We start from the raw sequence: 16,833 nt of genomic DNA, 5'->3' as shown, positions 1-16,833 counted from the left end.
GCTTGGGGGCGTCCTAAAGGACGCCATCACCCTTCATTTTTGCTTCAAGTTTTCTCAGCTGGCTTTCCAGCGAAAAGCTGACACTGGATGCCATTGAGAAAAAGTTGAGCAACGCCTTCAGGTTACTGTCACCTTCACACACCGAGTGGATCCGTTGCCACAGCGCCTGGTTGACCAGCTGAAGGCGCTGGTTTCTCGCCACCAAACCTTTCAGATCCCAGTCCGGCTCCTCGTCATTGCGTTTTGCCAAATATTGCTGCAAAAGGTAATGGGACACACTACGCATGATGAATTCATCGTTACTGGCGAACGGAAGATGATGAACCGCCATGGGCTTCAGTTCCGACAACACCGGGCACCCACTCATCGCCATTTTGAGACCGAGCAGCGAACGGAGCGCCTCTTCGAGAGTCGTTGATTTCGAGTAACTACGCCGGTCATCCTGAACGTTTACCGATACTTTCTGGTAGGCATTTTCGGCCTGAAACTCTTTAACAACAGGAAGGATTTCCACAGCTGCCGGGCACCGTGGGGACTCCGCTGATTTCAACGGACAATTGGAGCATTGGCAATGCTCTAATTTGGTCCAGCTTGGCAGGTTTGCCTGATCGGTCGACGCCGGCTGGTCTGTCACCCGAAACTCGACCGGTTCTCTGCCCTCAAATTCGAATCGATAATTGACGTTCATTGGCTTGCCTGTTCTTCCAGATCCATCCAGCGTTCCATCAAGGAATCCAGCTGGTTTTGTGTATCCGACAACTTCTCTAACGTCTCAGATATTTCATCAGGATCTCCCGAGTAAAAGCCAGGATCTCCGATTGCGCTCTCCAGGGTTGAAATCTGCCCTTCCAGAGATTCAATCTGCTTCGGCAGTTGCTCCAACTCAAGCTTATGTTTGTAACTGAGCTTTGCGGATTTGTTCTTTTTGCCTTTTGCGTTTTCCGGCTCCTGGGTACGCGTCGGCCCCTTTTCTGTCCGCCGTGATCGGTCAAGCTTTTCCGATGGAAATGTTCCGCCCTGCCGACGCCAGTCCGAGTAGCCGCCCACGAATTCGCGCACTTTGCCAGAGCCATCAAGAAAGACAGTGTCGGTGACGACATTATCCAGAAATTCGCGGTCGTGACTGATCACAATCACGGTGCCAGCGAACTCAACCAGACGCGCCTCCAACAATTCGAGAGTTTCTACGTCCAGATCGTTGGTCGGTTCATCTAAGACCAACACATTGGCAGGCTTACTAAACAGCTTTGCCAACATAAGACGAGCCCTTTCGCCCCCCGAAAAAACGCTGACAGGAGATCTTGCCCGTTCCGGCGTGAACAGGAATTCCTGAAGATAGCCTAGTACATGTTTACTCTGCCCGTTGATCTCGATGAACTCACGTCCTTCCGAGAGATTGTCCAAGGCATTTCGCTCAAGGTCCAACGCATCGCGAAGCTGGTCAAAATAGGCAACTTGCAGGTTGGTGCCTAACCGGATTTTACCTTCAGTAGGTTCCAGAGCGCCTAACAAAAGTCTTACCAGTGTCGTCTTGCCCGTGCCGTTCTCGCCTACAAGGCCGATCTTGTCGCCACGCAGTACGGTCATATCCATACCGGTCACGATAGGTTGTGAAGGATTGTAGGCAAACCCTGCGCCTTTAGCCTCGACGACCAACTTGCCAGAACGCTCAGCATCTTCCACAGAAAACGAAGCGGTTCCGCCGCGATCAATACGTTTGCGACGTTCCTCACGCATGGCTTTCAGAGCCCTGACCCGTCCCATATTACGCGTGCGCCGCGCCTTGATACCCTGCCGGATCCAGGCCTCTTCCTGCTTTAGCCGCTTGTCGAACAGCGCATTCTGCCTTTCCTCTTCCTCCAGGGCCTTTTCTTTGAGCTCCAGATACTTGTCGTAAGTGGCGGCAAAACTAACCAGCTGGCCACGATCGAGCTCGATGACTCGGGTGGCCATTCGGCGAATAAAGGCTCGATCATGACTGACAAATAGAATGGCGCCCCGAAACTGCACCAAAGCCTCCTCCAGCCATGCGATTGCTGGAACATCCAGATGGTTCGTGGGTTCATCCAACAGCAACACATCCGGGTCGGTTACCAGCGCACGTGCCAGTAACACACGCCTTTGCCAACCACCGGACAGGGTGTCCAACGTTTGCTCCGGTTCAATACTGTAATTCTGCAATATGGTGCGAACTTTCTGATCCAGGCTCCAGCCGTCCAGTGCTTCCAAACGCTCTTGAACCTTCATCAGTTCATTCATGCTCTTTTCGTCGGCCATCTGTGAGAGCCGATTGAATTCGGCCAACAGCTCCCCGGTTTCCGGGAATGCGCCTGAGACCACGTCATAAGCAGTGCGGCTGTCCTGAACCGGCAAGGTTTGCGGCAGCACCGACAACACCGCGCCATCGTCCAGACGGACGACGCCACCGTCTGGAACCACCTCTCCACTGACAATTCTGAGCAAGGTGGACTTGCCTTCACCGTTGCGTCCGAGGAGGCACACGCGCTCGCCCGCATCCATGGTCATACTGGCCTTGTCGAGCAACGGGTGCATACCGTAAGCAAGAGAGAGAGCGTCGAGCGTTAACAGTGGCACCGATTTGGTTCTCCGTTATTTCAGGGAAATGGCATCGCCAAGCGCGATCGTTCCAGTGTTTTCGTGAATACCGTTCATACCGAAGATGACACCCTCTGCGGAGCGGCGATACGAGCCGAGCGTTCTCAGAGGCTGCAAATCCGGAGCTTTCCGGCCGGTGTCAGGGTCAACTGTGGTCATCACACATCGGGAGCAGGGTTTGACCAGATCGAGAGTGATGCTTCCGATCTGGAGGCTTTCCCAATGATCCTCGGCCCAGGCCTCCGCGCCCGACACAACCACATTGGGCCGGAAGCGCAGCATATCCACGGCAGACTCCAGCCGCTGATTCAATTCGTCAAGGGACGCCCTATTCACAACCAGAAAAGGAAAGCCGTCCGCAAAACTCACACGACGATACTCAGTCACTCTTTGCTCATCAACACGCCGAAAGCTGTCATCGGTCATGTAAACGAGCCTGAGCTCTGCACCGCAGAATCTGGATAATGCCGCCGACGCGCCGTCTGAGCCATATGCTGCGGGCACCCAGTCCTGCCAGACCCTGACTTGAACCTGTTCTTTTCCGGGAACCAACCTGAAGCTTCCTTCTCCAGGGATGGTAATCAGCGCTTGTCCTTCTTCCAGACGCGTTTTTACCCGTGAAAGTTCCGGGTTGGATCTCTGGGTGACAAACTGGCGATCGGAATCCACGATCATCCAGCGCCTATCCCCCCTGGGACCGAAATCGTCAATCTCAAAGGCATCAACGGAGATACCTGCAAGGGATTTCACTGGGTATAGATACAAAGCCTCAATGTTCATCCCTGTCATCGCCTCCTTTAATTGAAACGGGTTCGAACGCAGCGCAACGTTCGCGATGAATTCGTGAGAGAAACATTATAAACGACTTGGCGGCACAGAACCGGTAAAGGCGGGAAGTGGCGAGCGAAGAACAGGCATAAAAAAGCCCGGCATGAGCCGGGCTTTCGAAAATCTGGAGCGGGAAACGAGATTCGAACTCGCGACCCCAACCTTGGCAAGGTTGTGCTCTACCAACTGAGCTATTCCCGCCTGATCAACGGAGGCGTATTCTACGGATTCGGGATCGGGCGTCAACTGTTTTTTCACGAAAAACTTGGCCTACAAAGGTTCACTGGCCGAAACGTTTACCATTCTTCAGGTAAGCTTCTTCGTCAGGGCTGTTTTTCCGCTTCAGGGCGGCATTCCGATGAGGAAACCGACCGAAACGCTCGATAATGTCCTTATGGTCTCGGGCTGATTGCAGAAAGCTTTGCATGAAGTCACCCGCAATTCCATCGGTTGATGCTGCCAGCTGTTCATAGCACTCCACCGACAGAGACTGATCTTCCATCTTTTCCGAATGTTGCAACGGCATGTACAGAAACGCCCTCTGAACCGGGGGAAGTGCCATGTCATGCCCTGCCCTCAACGCAGCTTTGCACAACCTGATGGCCTGAGCATCGTTTTCGAACGCCAATGCGCCGCCCCGATGTATCTGCCGGGTAAACTGATCCAGCAGAATGATCTCGGCAAGAGCGCCCCCCGGTTTCGACCGCCAGTGCTTTAAACCATCTTCCGAGGCAAAAAGAACCATGGACATAAAGCGCCGGCGAATCTCCTGATCAAAAGACCGACTGGCTTTAAACCAGCGGTTCCTGTGGAAACTGTCCGGCAACCCATTGTCATCCAGGCTGCCAAACCAGAAATCCAGAATCTCCTTCCAGTCGAACATATAGGTTACCCTGATCAACATACCCATCAATTCCAGGAGCAGACATGAAAGCCGACCCGGCAATAATTCTTCTTGCCCATGGTAGCAGTGACGCACGATGGTGCGAGACTTTTGAAAAGCTTGCTGCCCCCACGCTGCAGTCAGTAGAAGGTTCTCGCGTTGCCTACATGGAATTGGCAGAACCGTCCATCGATACCGTGGTCGCCGAGGGCGTCAAAGCAGGCACGACCAGCTTTAAAATCGTTCCGCTTTTTCTGGCGGCCGGGCGCCACCTGCGCAAAGATGTACCTGGCATGATTGAAGAACTCGAAACAGCCCACAACGTCACCATAGAACTTGCGGCCCCTATCGGAGAAAATCCGGAACTGGGAAAGGCCATCTGCGAAGTGGTTCAGCAGGAACTGAGCAAAGAGGCCGCGCCACAGGATTGATTCAACCCCGCCTTTCATCAAAGGCCGGCGAAAGCACACTGGATGGAGTCAGATGATATGGCAAATAAAGTACTTGTGACCGGTGGTACAGGCTTTATAGGGCAGGCGCTGTGTCCTTTGCTGATCCAAAAAGGGTACGCACTGACGGTGCATAGTCGTCAGTCCGTCGGCGCTGTTCAGGCTTTGTGTGGTCGCGTGGAAGTACTCAACGATCTGAGCAATCTGCAAGCACACACAGGTTTCGATGCCGTCATCAATCTGGCGGGCGAAGGCATTGCCGATAAGCGCTGGTCAGACAGCCGGAAACAGGCTTTGCTGGACAGCCGGGTCGGTCTGACCCGCAAGCTTGGAAAGGTCATAGCAAGTTGGCAACAGGCCCCGTCTGTCATCATTTCCGGCTCTGCCGTCGGCTATTACGGTGATCAAGGCGAAAAGCAGGTAACGGAAGAAACGTCGCCGAATGATGAGTTCACACATAAAATGTGTGCGGATTGGGAAGCTGAAGCGGAAGCCCTGAGGTCCGAAGAGACCCGTGTTTGCCTGTCGCGAACTGGACTGGTAGTGGGGCCAGGCGGAGGTTTTCTCGGACGCATGCTACTGCCCTTCAAACTTGGGCTTGGCGGACGAATCGCAGATGGTAACCATTTCATGCCCTGGATCCATCGGGAGGACGTGGTAGGCGCTCTGATCTGGATGCTCGAAACGCCTCAGGCAGACGGCGCTTACAACGTGGTGAGCCCTAATCCGGTGTCCAACCGTGAGTTTACACGGACGCTGGGAAAGGTGTTGAATCGACCAACCCTATTCCCGGTTCCGGCTGCGGTGCTGAAACTGGCCCTTGGTGAAATGGCACGATTGCTTCTGACCGGCCAGAATGCCATTCCAAAGAAACTCGAACAGGAGGGCTTTGAGTTTCGTTATCGAGAGCTGGAAGCGGCCTTGAAGGACGCTACACGATACTGAGAGATCCCTGATTACCGGATATTGATGGAAGGCATATGCAAAGGATGGCCAAGACTTTTGTGACAGCAATTAGCCTGCTTGCGGCCTCAGCCGGCGTGAAAGCTGACGCGGGCAGGCAAAGTTTTGAAAGTTGCAGCCTGATCACAGGCGAGTACGTAACGGTGCTGCAATTGCTTTCCAGGGGCTTTTCGCGCGATACCCTCAAGCAAACGCTTCCCGATATCAGTGAACAGGCCGCTCAGCGTCTGGACTCCTTGGCTCGAATGGCTGAAAGCGACGGCCTGATAGAGAGCTACTCGACGATCTACTCCGAATACGCCAGGTGCTCGAAACGTGTGTATGACAAAACCGGTCTCCCGGTGCCTGGTTCAAGAGAGGCACACTTTTACCGGTGTGCTGGAGAAAGCAAAGTGGGTTATGAAATCGCTATTGCGGCTGTTATGGGTGCGGGAGAATCCGACGTCATCGACCAACTGGATTCTTCCTTGAAACCCAAAGCCAAAACACTGTTCCGTGAGTTCCAAGCCAATGGCAAACTCAGCTTGTTCGACACCCTCGCAAACGACCTGAAAGACTGCCTCGCATCCATTCCCTGATATTCAAAAAAACGTTTGACAGACCTGACCGCCTTTCTTAATATACGCGCCACCTCGACGAGGCAAAGCAAGCAGTGATGCGTCCCCTTCGTCTAGTGGCCTAGGACTCCGCCCTTTCACGGCGGCAACAGGGGTTCGAACCCCCTAGGGGACGCCAATTCTTTTTACGGTTCAGTAAAGAGACCTCTCCAGAAAAAGTCATATTCAGCGACGTTTTCTGCACCGAACACCCGCCCTCCTTTCCGCTTGCATTGCCCATTATCCAACAAGACTTTCGAGACAATTTGCTCTAATTTCCGGCATTTGCGAGGAAATTCTTAACTACTACTGCTATAGTCCAGAGGTTGCTTAACTAACCGATCTGGTGTTGTCTCTGGAACATGCAGAAAATTCTGACTCGCCTCCAGCATTTTAAAACCGGCTCGCCCCTGTCCTTCAGGTTGCTAGCGTACATCCTGCTGTTCAGCTCCGCCTTCACACTTGTCAGCTCTGCCATCCAGATTTATTCCGATTTCCGAAAAGATATTTCCCAGATCGACAGACGAATGCAGGTTGTTGAAACCGGCTATGCTTCCAGTCTCGCTCGCAGTCTCTGGGCGCTGGACCAGAAACTGCTACAGACTCAGTTAGAGGGCATTCTCAGCCTGCCCGACATCGTTCATTTGCGCCTGAAAATTGAGCCAGATTCAGAGCTGGTGCTTGGAGCCATTCCGCGTGAAGCTTCCACGACAAGCCACACATTCGACCTGATTCACCAGGGTGATGATATGTTCACCCTTGGCGAGCTTACGGTGACTGCTGATCTACGTCGTGTCTATAACGATCTGGAACAAAAGGTTCTGATCATACTGGCCACCCAGTTTCTCAAGACTTTTTTTATCTCGATCCTCATAGTCTGGATTTTCCAATACTTTGTGACCCGCCACCTCACCACGATGGCCAACTACGCCAAGGGGTTCTCACTCGATAAGCTGGACGAACCGCTGACCCTTGAACGCCCAGACACGACGCTCAACCGAAAAGACGAGCTGGCTCAGGTTACCGACGCCATCAACCATATGCGGCAAAGATTGTCTGATGACGTTGAACGCCAGGAACGGGATGCCGAAGAAATCCGGAAATTCTCGAAGGCCATCGAGCAGAGCCCATCTTCTGTCTTGATCTGCGATCGAAAATGGCGGATTGAATATGCCAATCAGAAATTTACCCAGCTCACCGGATACGATCCGGAATCGATATTGGGAAAGCACCCGGGAACCTTGAGCGACGACAGTAACGCCCAGCGCGAAAGCAAGCAGCTGTGGCAGTCAATTCGTCTGCAGGTTCAGCGCGTTGGTGTTTGGCAAGGCGAAGTGAACAGCGTCCGTAAAAACGGTGAACGCTTTTGGGAGCAGCTGGTTGTCACGCCTATCAAGAGCCCGCAGGGAGACCCGACGGGGTATCTGATTCTGGGTGAAGATATCAGCATCCGTAAACGCTACGAGCAGCAACTGCTCAGGCAGGCGAACTACGACATCCTGACCGGGTTGCCCAATCGGATGCTGGCGCTGGATCGTCTCAAGCTCGCTCTGGCTCAGGCAAGGCGTGAAAACACGCTTGTGGGGGTCATGTTCCTCGACCTGGATAATTTCAAGCACATTAACGATACCCTCGGGCACGATTCGGGCGACAACCTGTTGATCGAAGCAGCCCGACGAATTTCCAGCTGCCTTCGCGGCACAAGTACCGTCGCGCGCTTGGGTGGCGACGAATTCCTGGTGATACTTCCAGGATTGGCGGATCTCGAGGCAACCACTCAGGTGGCAGACAGGATTCTGGCCACCTTCGAGCCCCCCTATCTTCTAAATAGCCAAGAAGTATTTGTGACCACTAGCATTGGCATTTCCATATTCCCGCAGGATGCCGACAGTAGTGGGATGCTGTTGCAGCACGCTGACGCAGCGATGTACCAGGCAAAAAATAAAGGGAAGAGCTCCTTTGCGGTATTCACTCCGGAGATGACGGAAGTTTCCCACGAGCGCCTGCAGATGGAATCGCTGATGCGGAGAGCGCTGGAGCAGCAGGAATTCGAACTGTATTACCAGCCCATCGTATACACCGATACTGGCCGACTGTCCTTTGCGGAAGCCCTTCTGCGCTGGCGCAACCCGAGCCTTGGCATGGTCATGCCAGACCGATTCATTCCTCTTGCCGAGGAAACTGGCCTGATCACGCCGATTGGTGAATGGGTTTTGCGAGAAAGCTGTCTTGCCGCCATGCGTTGGCGGGAACAGACCGGTACCAGAATTGGCATTTCAGTGAACGTATCGCCCCGCCAATTCCGCGATCCATCTTTCGTCGAAACGGTGATGAGTGCGCTGGAAGACAGTGGGTTGGAACCGGACCAGCTTGAACTTGAGATCACCGAAAGGCTGATCCTCGACAACACTATTGAAACTGCAGATATTTTGCGGCAACTCGACGAGTCCGGAATTCGCCTGTCGGTCGACGATTTTGGTACCGGTTTCTCTGCGCTGAGCTACCTGAAGAGCTATCCATTCGACACACTGAAAATTGATAAATCCTTTGTTCAGGATGTCATGAAAGAACACGACGACGCATCGCTTGTTAAAGCTATTATCAACATGGCACACAGCCTGGATCTTCGGGTTATTGCAGAGGGCGTCGAGGAGGAAGCGCAAACGCACTTCCTCAAACAGGAAGGGTGTGATTTTTCACAGGGTTACTTCTATAGCAAACCGATGCCGGAAGACCAGTTCTGCGAATGGTTAAGAACGAACCACCGCGTGAAGGCCTGATATCAACGCTTCTTGCTTTTCATCCTCGCCTTTTTGCGAATCGGTCGACCTTTCTTTCGATCATTGTCTTGCTTGACCTTCTGGCGGGGCGTCAGACGACTCACCTTGTTGGCATAGGGATTGTCGCTGGACCGAAATTCGAAGCGGATCGGTGACCCTGTCACGTTCAGCACGGAACGGAAGGTGTTCTCCAGGTACCGCTTATAGGACCCTTGCAATGAATCCGTCTGGTTTCCATGAACAACGATCACAGGCGGGTTCGAGCCACCCTGGTGAGCATAACGTAGCTTGATTCGCCTGCCTTGAACCAGTGGCGGCTGGTGCTGAGCCGTCGCGTCCTGGAGGATGGCGGTCAATCGATTGGTTGGCCATTTCGCCATGGCTGATTCATAACAGGCTTGAACCGACTCGTACATGACACCCACACCGGAGCCGTGAAGCGCCGAAATAAAGTGCTTGTCGGCGTAATCCAGAAAATCCAGACGCCTTGCTACCTGCTCTTTGACCCTGGCCCGGTCTTCCGGATCCATACCGTCCCATTTGTTCACGGCGATCACCAGAGAGCGCCCGGCGTCCAGCACGAAACCAATCAGGTGGAGGTCCTGATCGACCAGCCCTTCCCTGGCATCAATCACCAGAATCACAACATGGGCGTCATCAATTGCCTGAAGCGTTTTGATGATCGAAAACTTCTCGACAACCTCACTGACATTCTTGCGCCGCCTTACACCCGCGGTATCAATCAGCGTGTACTGCTTATCATGCCGTTCGTAAGGTATGTAGACGCTATCACGGGTAGTGCCGGGCATATCGTAGACCACGACCCTGTCTTCACCCAGCATCCGATTAACCAGGGTAGATTTGCCAACGTTTGGTCGACCAACGATTCCGATCCTGATTCCGGGGTATCGATCCGCCCTGTCCTGTTCCTCTACCTCTTCGGCGGATGGAAGCAGTTCCTCCAGCATCGAACGAATGCCGCGATTGTGCGAAGCCGCAATAAGATAGGTAGATTCGAACCCAAGACCATAGAAATCGGACGCCGCAATATCGGGGTCCTGGCCATCGGTTTTATTGACGACAAGATGAGCCCGCTTACCAGTTTTCCTGAGGTGGCTGGCGATCAATTCATCACCACCGTTCAACCCGGCCTTACCGTCAACAAGAAACAGGACGATATCTGCCTCTTCCACAGCCTGCATGGACTGCCGGGCCATTTCGGCATCCAGGCCTTCCTCATCGCCGGTCAAACCGCCGGTGTCGATCACGATAAACCGTTGGCCTTCGTAGTTGCCCTCACCGTACTTGCGATCGCGAGTGAGGCCCGGAAAATCGGCCACCAACGCGTCCCTCGTTCGGGTCATCTGATTGAACAGCGTTGATTTTCCAACGTTGGGGCGGCCGACCAGTGCTATTACGGGGGTCATAGGGGCTCACTACACCAAAAATGGCCCTTGGGGTATGGGCAAGACCGATTTCTGGAGAATGACTGCTTTTTATCGGTCAGTTCAAAAACACTCATTTCGCCACTGTTGCCGTAAACCAGCAACTTTTCGTCATCCATCAACTTGAACGGCACTCTCAAACCTTCGTCATCAAACAAGTGCTGCCCCTGGAGTGTGCCGTCCGAGAGGGAAAGAAGGTGGATGTAGCCCTCGAAATCTCCGACGACCAGATAATCACCTATCACGATCGGCTGAGTCGGCTGCCGCCAGGCAAGCTTGTCCTGACGCCAAATTTCCCGACGATCATTACCTTGGAGCCCGATAATGTCACCGTTGGCACTGGACAGGAAGATATTGCCCTGGCCAATCATGGGAGAGTGGAGACTCGAGGCTCCACGACTCCATATTTCACGGCCAGATTGAATGTCCACTAACGCCAGCTTGCCCTGATAGCCGACCACCATCGCAGCGCTTTCAAGGATCAGAGGCACGCTTGTCACATCAACCAGACGTTCCAGCTCCGTGCGGCCAGCAGGTTCGCCAACCTGGTACTGCCACACCGGCTGGCCGGTATCATTGCTCAGCGCCATTAGCCTTCCGTTTGCCAGAGAGGCCAACACCATATCAGCGCCAACGAGCGGTGAAGCGGCCGCACGCAACGATAGCGCCGGAACGGCACTGTCGTACTGCCAGAGCTTTTCACCGCTGGCGACATCAAACGCATGGACCTTGCCGTCAATACTTTGCGCAACCACCATAGAGCCGTTAGAACGAGGCGCCGCAAGCGCTTCATTAGGCAGCGGTGCGCGCCAGGCTTCCTTTCCGTCTTCACGAGAGAGCGCAATAAGTTGTGCGTTGCGAGTCACCACATAGAGCTGATCAGGGTCGCCACCCACGCCAGCCATGATCGACAGATCGGTGTCACGCTCCCAGATAATCTTTCCGGTCTCTGGCTTCAGAGCGTAGATCTCTCCATCAGCCGACGCTGCGTAAATGACGTCACCGGTATAAAGAGGTTCCAGATAAAGAAAACTCTCATCGTGACCATCGCCAACGCTGATGTCCCAAAGCTCTTTGAGATAGACAGAGGAAGCTATCTCGGGAACCGGAGCAGGCTTTTCGAAGGTATCAGTAGAACTACAAGCGGCCAGCAACGAACTCAGTAAAATGAGGCTGCAACGGCCGAACCAGGACACTCGAAAGAGCAGTGCCGGCATCAGGCTCCCTCCCCGACGCCCAGATCTGCAAGTTTGAGCTCAAGCACACCGGCACGTCCCTCGATATTCTGCTCGCGAGCCTGAAGGTAGGCCTCTTTCGCAGCTTCTGGGTTGCCTTGGGCCAGCAGCACATCGCCTTTCAGCTCAGAAAAAATGGCGGAAAAACTGTCTGCATCCGAGGCACCGTCAATGGTCGCCAGTGCGGCATCGTATTGCTCTGCATCAAACTGGGCGCGTGCAAGCCGGCTACGAATGATCAGTGAAAGCGGCCCCTGCTCGTCCACCTGGCTATTCGCCCACTTCAGGGTCTCAACGGCAGCCTCCGCGTCTGACTGGTCCATCAACTGCTGTTTCGCCAGAATCATGCTGCCGTATACGGCATAAGCGCTGTCGGAATAGTCTTCACGCAGTGTCTCGGCGACAAATTTAACAGTCTCTGCCCTGTCTTCCTGAGATTCATCGGTGTAGGCATTGATCAGATTGGCAAACTGGGAAGCAGCCTCGGTACGATAGTTCATCTGTTGTTGCTGCCATGCCTGCCAGCCAAACACGATGGCCAGTGCTGCACCGACACCAATTAACAGGGAACTGCCGTTCTTCTTCCACCAGTCCTTGATTGCCTGGACCTGTTCTTCCTCAGTGCGCATTTCCGCCATGATGACTCCCGTTCTCTAACTTGTTTTAATAAAAAGATTTTACGAGCCGAGCAAACTCAGCTCAAAAGATTCTTTAACACCGACGCCACTGTGGTCAGCTCAACATCCTGTTGATCATCACTGGTTCGCAGGGGTTTGACTCCGACCGTTCCTGAAGCAATTTCATTCTCACCCAGCACCAAGGCGTATTTCGCCCCACTCTTGTCGGCTTTTTTCATCTGACTTTTAAAGCTACCGCCGCCGCAGTGGCTGATGATCGTCGCCGCTGGAAGTTCATTTCTCAGCAACTCGGCCAGTTTAAGCGCTGGTGCGACGGCGCTATCGCCCATGGCCGTCACGTACACATCCGCATCGTTATTTACCGAAGCCGGTATCAAATCAAGGGTCTCCAGCAACAGAATCAGCCGTTCCAGGCCCATCGCAAAACCAACCGCAACCGTTGGTTTACCACCCAACTGTTCTACCAGTCCGTCATAGCGGCCACCGGCGCAGACAGTACCCTGGGCCCCGAGACTGTCGGTCACCCATTCGAAGACTGTTTTGCCGTAATAATCGAGGCCACGAACCAGCCCGGTATTCACTGTATAGGTCACCCCGGCGGCGTCCAGCATTTCTCGCAGAGCCTGGAAATGTTCCCGGGATTCGTCGTCCAGGTACTGGTCAAGTACTGGTGCGCCCTGCAGGATTTCCTGGGTCCTGGGATCTTTGCTGTCCAGAATTCTCAACGGGTTTGTCTCGAGCCTGCGTTTGCTATCGTCATCAAGCTGGTCTGTATAGTCCGAAAGGTAACTGACCAGTGCTGCACGAAACTCGCGACGAGCGTCTGAACTGCCAATGGAGTTGATTTCCAGGCGGGTATGTTCGGATAGACCCAGTTCTTGCCAAAGGCGCGCCGTCAGAATCAGTAGCTCGGCATCAATATCCGGACCAACCATACCGAAACATTCCACCCCGATCTGATGGAACTGCCGATAACGGCCCTTCTGTGGGCGTTCGTGGCGAAACATTGGGCCCGCGTACCAAAGACGACGTGTCTGGTTGAAAAGCAGACCGTGCTGTTCAGCAGCCCGAACGCACCCAGCAGTGCCCTCGGGCCTGAGGGTCAGGCTATCGCCGTTACGATCGTCGAATGTGTACATTTCCTTTTCGACAATATCAGTCACCTCGCCAATGGATCGCTTGAACAGGTCAGTCTGCTCGACCACTGGCATCCGGATTTCCTGATAGCCGTACTGGGCTAGCACTTTCCGAACGGTACTTTCAACATACTGCCAAACCGGCGATTGATCGGGCAGGATATCGTTCATCCCGCGAATTGCCTGGATCTTTCCCAAAGTAAAACCTTATCTGTCTGTTTGTTCGTGACGTGTTATCAATCAACTGAGCGCGTGATGATGGACTCTTCCTGCTCTTTCCGGCGCGCCACTTCTTCACGAATCAACCGTTCCAGATCGTCTGTCAGGTTCGCGTTATCCAGCTTCTGGTTAGGTTTGCCAGACATATAGAAGAGGTTTTTCGGGCTGCCTCCGGTCAAGCCCAGATCCGCCACTTTTGCCTCTCCGGGACCGTTTACGATACACCCGATGATGGCCACGTCCAGGGACTCGTTGACGTCTTCAAGGCGGGCTTCAAGATCGTTCATGGTCTGGATGACGTCGAAGTTTTGGCGTGAGCAGCTCGGACAGGCCACAAAATTGATACCTCGGCTGCGCAACCGCAGGCTTTTGAGAATATCGAAGCCCACTTTGATTTCCTGAACCGGATCGGCGGCCAGTGATACCCGGATGGTGTCACCAATTCCGTCCATCAACAGCATTCCGAGCCCGATAGACGATTTTACCGTGCCGGAACGGAAGCCGCCGGCTTCGGTAATGCCAAGGTGCAGAGGCTGTTCAATCTGCTGGGCAATCTTGCGATAGGCCTCTACCGTCATGAACACTTCTGACGCTTTCAGGCTGACCTTGAAGTCCTGAAAATTATGACGGTCCAGAATGTCGATGTGGCGCATGGCAGACTCGACCAGCGCATCGGCATTTGGTTCGCCGTATTTACGCTGAAGCGCCTTTTCGAGCGACCCTGCATTGACACCGATACGAATCGGGATATTGCCATCTTTTGCTGCACTGATCACTGCGCTAACCCGATCGTCACGCCCGATGTTACCGGGGTTTATCCGCAAACAGTCAACGCCCAGCTCGGCTACGCGCAAAGCGATCTTGTAATCAAAATGAATATCCGCAACCAGGGGCACCGAAACCTGCGACCGAATACGGCCGAACGCCTCTGCAGCATCCATACTTGGTACAGACACCCGGACAATGTCGGCACCGGCCTCTTGCATCGCGGCAATCTGATTCACCGTTGCCTCAACGTCGCAGGTGTTGGTATTCGTCATACTCTGCACAGCGATGGGCGCATCGCCTCCTACAGGCACGTTGCCCACCATGATTTGACGGGATTTACGTCTGACGATTGGAGATTCCTGATTCATAACCTTCTAACCGAGCAATAGTAAAATGGTCAGAGCGACAGGGTGAATTCGGTTCGATTATTCACCACCCTGTAGTCTGAAAGATTGACGGCCTCGCCGCTGAAACTCACGTCCCCGACAGCATCCACGGCACCAATGATGACTTTGAGCGGTGCCCTTCCTGTCACGCTCACCTGCTCTCCAGCCCTTTGAAGGGAAGCAACAAGTCTGGCTCCGGAGGAATCGGTGATCTGGACCCAGCAATCTGCCACAAATGTCATTTCCAGCCTAGCGGGCTCAACAACCGCCTCAGGCTGAGCACTTTCTTCGAAAACCGGGTCTGGTTGTACGACGGGTTCTACATTGACCGTTTCCAGGTTGGAAGATTCCGTCTCCGGACCTGCTTCGGCCACAACCGGTTCTTCGGATGCCGTATCCGGGACCTCTTCCGGCTCTACTGCCGGTGACGGCTCTTGCTCCAATGTGGTGTTCTCTTCGACGACTGCCTGCGATTCAAAGGCTGAATTTGGCTCCGACGTCTGCTCTGGCGTGGTCACAGACACAGCGGATTCGCCAGAGCCAGCGGAATCAGCCGTGGCCTCGGCCTCCTCCTGCTGATCAACAGCAGGCTCAACCACCTCACTTTGGAGCGTTTCCGATTCAGGCTGACTGGTAAGGGTGGTATCAGTCTGATCCTCCACTGCCTCAACCTCAGAGGTTCCGACTTCTGTCGCAACACGAGGCTCGATGAAAAAGGTCCAGCCTGCGTAGGCGGCGCCAACCAGAATCAGGATCCAAACCAGAGTCTTGGCAACCTGGCGCTTACGACGGCGACGGCGTTCAATATCAATCAGCGGATTCTCACGCTCAAGCTTTTTACGCTCTTCGCGAAGTGGTTCCAGCTCCACATCGAGCGTTTCAATCAATGCGTCCGCGTCGGCACCCACCTGCATTGCATACGCCCGCACATAGCCTTTCAGAAACAATTCGCTGGCAATATCTTCATATTTGCCATCTTCAATGGACTGAATGATGGACACCCGCAAATGCTGAGCGTCTGCCACGTCTTTCTGGCTAAGGCCGTGCTTTTCACGGGCTTTCTTGAGCTGTTGCCCTGCAGGTTCACCCACTTCTGGCTGTATTGGCTCATCACTATCCATCAGATTTCAACGCCTTGTATTGTTGGTATTCTAAGGAGTCAGGGAAATCGCTTTTCAAAAGCAGCCCAAGGCTAGCCTCACGATCGATATCACCAAAATGGTGGGCAATACGAATACCGGTAAGCAAACTTTCCGGGGAATGACGAAGATTGCTGTTCCTCTGCATCATCCCGGTCAACCGCCCGTAATAGCGAGAGGCAGCAGAATAATTATTGTTAGCCACAAGCACGCGAGACAACGCCAACAGGGATTCAGCACTGCCGCGTGATAGCTCTACCGAGCGTTTGTAAGCACGGGCAGCCGCGTCGAGATCTCCCAGTCGCTCCTCGGTCAGGCCCAGATTGAAAAAGACCGATGCACGGTCTTTGTAGTCTGTGTCACGGGACGCAGCTGCGAACTGATCGCGGGATTCCTCGAACCGCTTCTGACCATAAAGGAAAGCACCGTAATACACACGGCCTCTGGTGTAACCTTCATCGTCGGCCAACGCCCGGCGATAAGATTGCTCAGCCAGTTCCATTTCGCTGTCGGCCTGAAGCAGCAACCCTTTCGCGGCAAGCACTGACGCTTCATCCGGCGCAATTTCCGTTGCCCGGTCGATGTGATTTCGAGCACGGTCCAGGTTGCCTTGACCGATATAGGCCGTGGCAAGTTGGACGTAATTCTTTACGGCCTGTTCTTTGTCCGCTTCGCGCTTGAAGCGGCTATCCGTTGTTGTCACACAACCGGACACGACAAACACTGACAGCAACACCGCCATCCAAAGGTAA

14 protein-coding genes, 2 tRNA genes and 1 pseudogene are annotated in these 16,833 nt (G+C 53.8%); 5 read left to right on the top strand and 12 right to left on the bottom strand.

The window, feature by feature from the left end; genetic code table 11:
* Positions 1-13: 13 nt before the first annotated feature.
* The 5 genes from QLQ17_RS08310 to QLQ17_RS08290 form a co-directional block, all read right to left on the bottom strand.
* Positions 14-688 (bottom strand): DUF6901 family protein, encoded by a 675-nt coding sequence (locus tag QLQ17_RS08310; protein ID WP_283209120.1) that lies wholly within the window; start codon positions 686-688, stop codon positions 14-16.
* Positions 685-2,595 carry an ATP-binding cassette domain-containing protein gene (locus QLQ17_RS08305; RefSeq protein ID WP_283209119.1) on the bottom strand — a complete coding sequence of 637 codons (1,911 nt, stop codon included), beginning with the start codon at positions 2,593-2,595 and terminating at the stop codon, positions 685-687. The genes QLQ17_RS08310 and QLQ17_RS08305 overlap by 4 nt, the downstream gene beginning before the upstream one ends.
* Positions 2,596-2,610: 15 nt before the next feature.
* Positions 2,611-3,405, bottom strand: coding sequence for an MOSC domain-containing protein (locus tag QLQ17_RS08300; RefSeq protein WP_349306790.1), 795 nt, complete (start codon positions 3,403-3,405; stop codon positions 2,611-2,613).
* A gap of 164 nt (positions 3,406-3,569) precedes the next feature.
* Positions 3,570-3,645, bottom strand: a tRNA-Gly gene (locus QLQ17_RS08295).
* A 79-nt stretch (positions 3,646-3,724) separates the two neighbouring features.
* Positions 3,725-4,327, bottom strand: a complete 603-nt coding sequence (locus tag QLQ17_RS08290; RefSeq protein WP_283210135.1) for a DUF924 family protein — start codon at positions 4,325-4,327, stop codon at positions 3,725-3,727.
* A 44-nt stretch (positions 4,328-4,371) separates the two neighbouring features.
* On the opposite strand from QLQ17_RS08290, the gene QLQ17_RS08285 reads away from it, so the two are divergent.
* The 5 genes from QLQ17_RS08285 (at position 4,372) to QLQ17_RS08265 (ending at position 9,115) form a co-directional block, all read left to right on the top strand.
* Complete coding sequence (locus tag QLQ17_RS08285; protein WP_283209118.1) at positions 4,372-4,758, top strand: sirohydrochlorin chelatase; 387 nt, start codon at positions 4,372-4,374, stop codon at positions 4,756-4,758.
* Positions 4,759-4,815: 57 nt separating this feature from the next.
* A complete protein-coding gene (locus QLQ17_RS08280; RefSeq protein ID WP_283209117.1) occupies positions 4,816-5,721 on the top strand; it encodes a TIGR01777 family oxidoreductase in 906 nt (301 codons plus the stop codon).
* A 59-nt stretch (positions 5,722-5,780) separates the two neighbouring features.
* On the top strand, positions 5,781-6,317 hold the full coding sequence (locus tag QLQ17_RS08275) for a hypothetical protein (RefSeq protein ID WP_283209116.1): 537 nt from the start codon (positions 5,781-5,783) through the stop codon (positions 6,315-6,317).
* 81 nt (positions 6,318-6,398) lie between these two features.
* Positions 6,399-6,474: transfer RNA gene (locus QLQ17_RS08270), tRNA-Glu, on the top strand.
* A gap of 223 nt (positions 6,475-6,697) precedes the next feature.
* The gene (locus tag QLQ17_RS08265) at positions 6,698-9,115 is read left to right on the top strand and encodes a bifunctional diguanylate cyclase/phosphodiesterase (RefSeq protein ID WP_283209115.1); all 2,418 of its coding nucleotides are present in this window, start codon (positions 6,698-6,700) and stop codon (positions 9,113-9,115) included.
* A gap of 2 nt (positions 9,116-9,117) precedes the next feature.
* Here QLQ17_RS08265 and der read toward each other — a convergent pair whose 3' ends face one another.
* From der to pilW, 7 genes and pseudogenes are all read right to left on the bottom strand, one after another.
* Complete coding sequence (der, locus tag QLQ17_RS08260) at positions 9,118-10,542, bottom strand: ribosome biogenesis GTPase Der (protein ID WP_283209114.1); 1,425 nt, start codon at positions 10,540-10,542, stop codon at positions 9,118-9,120.
* A gap of 77 nt (positions 10,543-10,619) precedes the next feature.
* A pseudogene (gene bamB / locus QLQ17_RS08255) lies at positions 10,620-11,777 on the bottom strand (outer membrane protein assembly factor BamB); the annotation flags it as partial.
* On the bottom strand, positions 11,777-12,433 hold the full coding sequence (locus tag QLQ17_RS08250) for a YfgM family protein (protein ID WP_283209113.1): 657 nt from the start codon (positions 12,431-12,433) through the stop codon (positions 11,777-11,779). The pseudogene bamB and the gene QLQ17_RS08250, both read right to left, overlap by 1 nt.
* Before the next feature lie 56 nt (positions 12,434-12,489).
* On the bottom strand, positions 12,490-13,767 hold the full coding sequence (gene hisS / locus QLQ17_RS08245) for a histidine--tRNA ligase (RefSeq protein ID WP_283209112.1): 1,278 nt from the start codon (positions 13,765-13,767) through the stop codon (positions 12,490-12,492).
* Positions 13,768-13,805: 38 nt separating this feature from the next.
* Positions 13,806-14,924 (bottom strand): flavodoxin-dependent (E)-4-hydroxy-3-methylbut-2-enyl-diphosphate synthase, encoded by a 1,119-nt coding sequence (gene ispG / locus QLQ17_RS08240; protein WP_283209111.1) that lies wholly within the window; start codon positions 14,922-14,924, stop codon positions 13,806-13,808.
* 29 nt (positions 14,925-14,953) lie between these two features.
* A complete protein-coding gene (locus QLQ17_RS08235; protein ID WP_283209110.1) occupies positions 14,954-16,063 on the bottom strand; it encodes a RodZ domain-containing protein in 1,110 nt (369 codons plus the stop codon).
* Complete coding sequence (gene pilW / locus QLQ17_RS08230) at positions 16,056-16,823, bottom strand: type IV pilus biogenesis/stability protein PilW (RefSeq protein WP_283210134.1); 768 nt, start codon at positions 16,821-16,823, stop codon at positions 16,056-16,058. The genes QLQ17_RS08235 and pilW overlap by 8 nt, the downstream gene beginning before the upstream one ends.
* Between the last annotated feature and the right edge of the window lie 10 nt (positions 16,824-16,833).

Origin of the sequence: Marinobacter sp. CHS3-4 (assembly GCF_030053415.1) — a bacterium.
In the GTDB taxonomy this organism is placed as follows: domain Bacteria; phylum Pseudomonadota; class Gammaproteobacteria; order Pseudomonadales; family Oleiphilaceae; genus Marinobacter.
The sequence above is the reverse complement of the archived record's forward strand: the minus strand, read 5'-3'. Positions and strand labels throughout refer to the sequence as shown.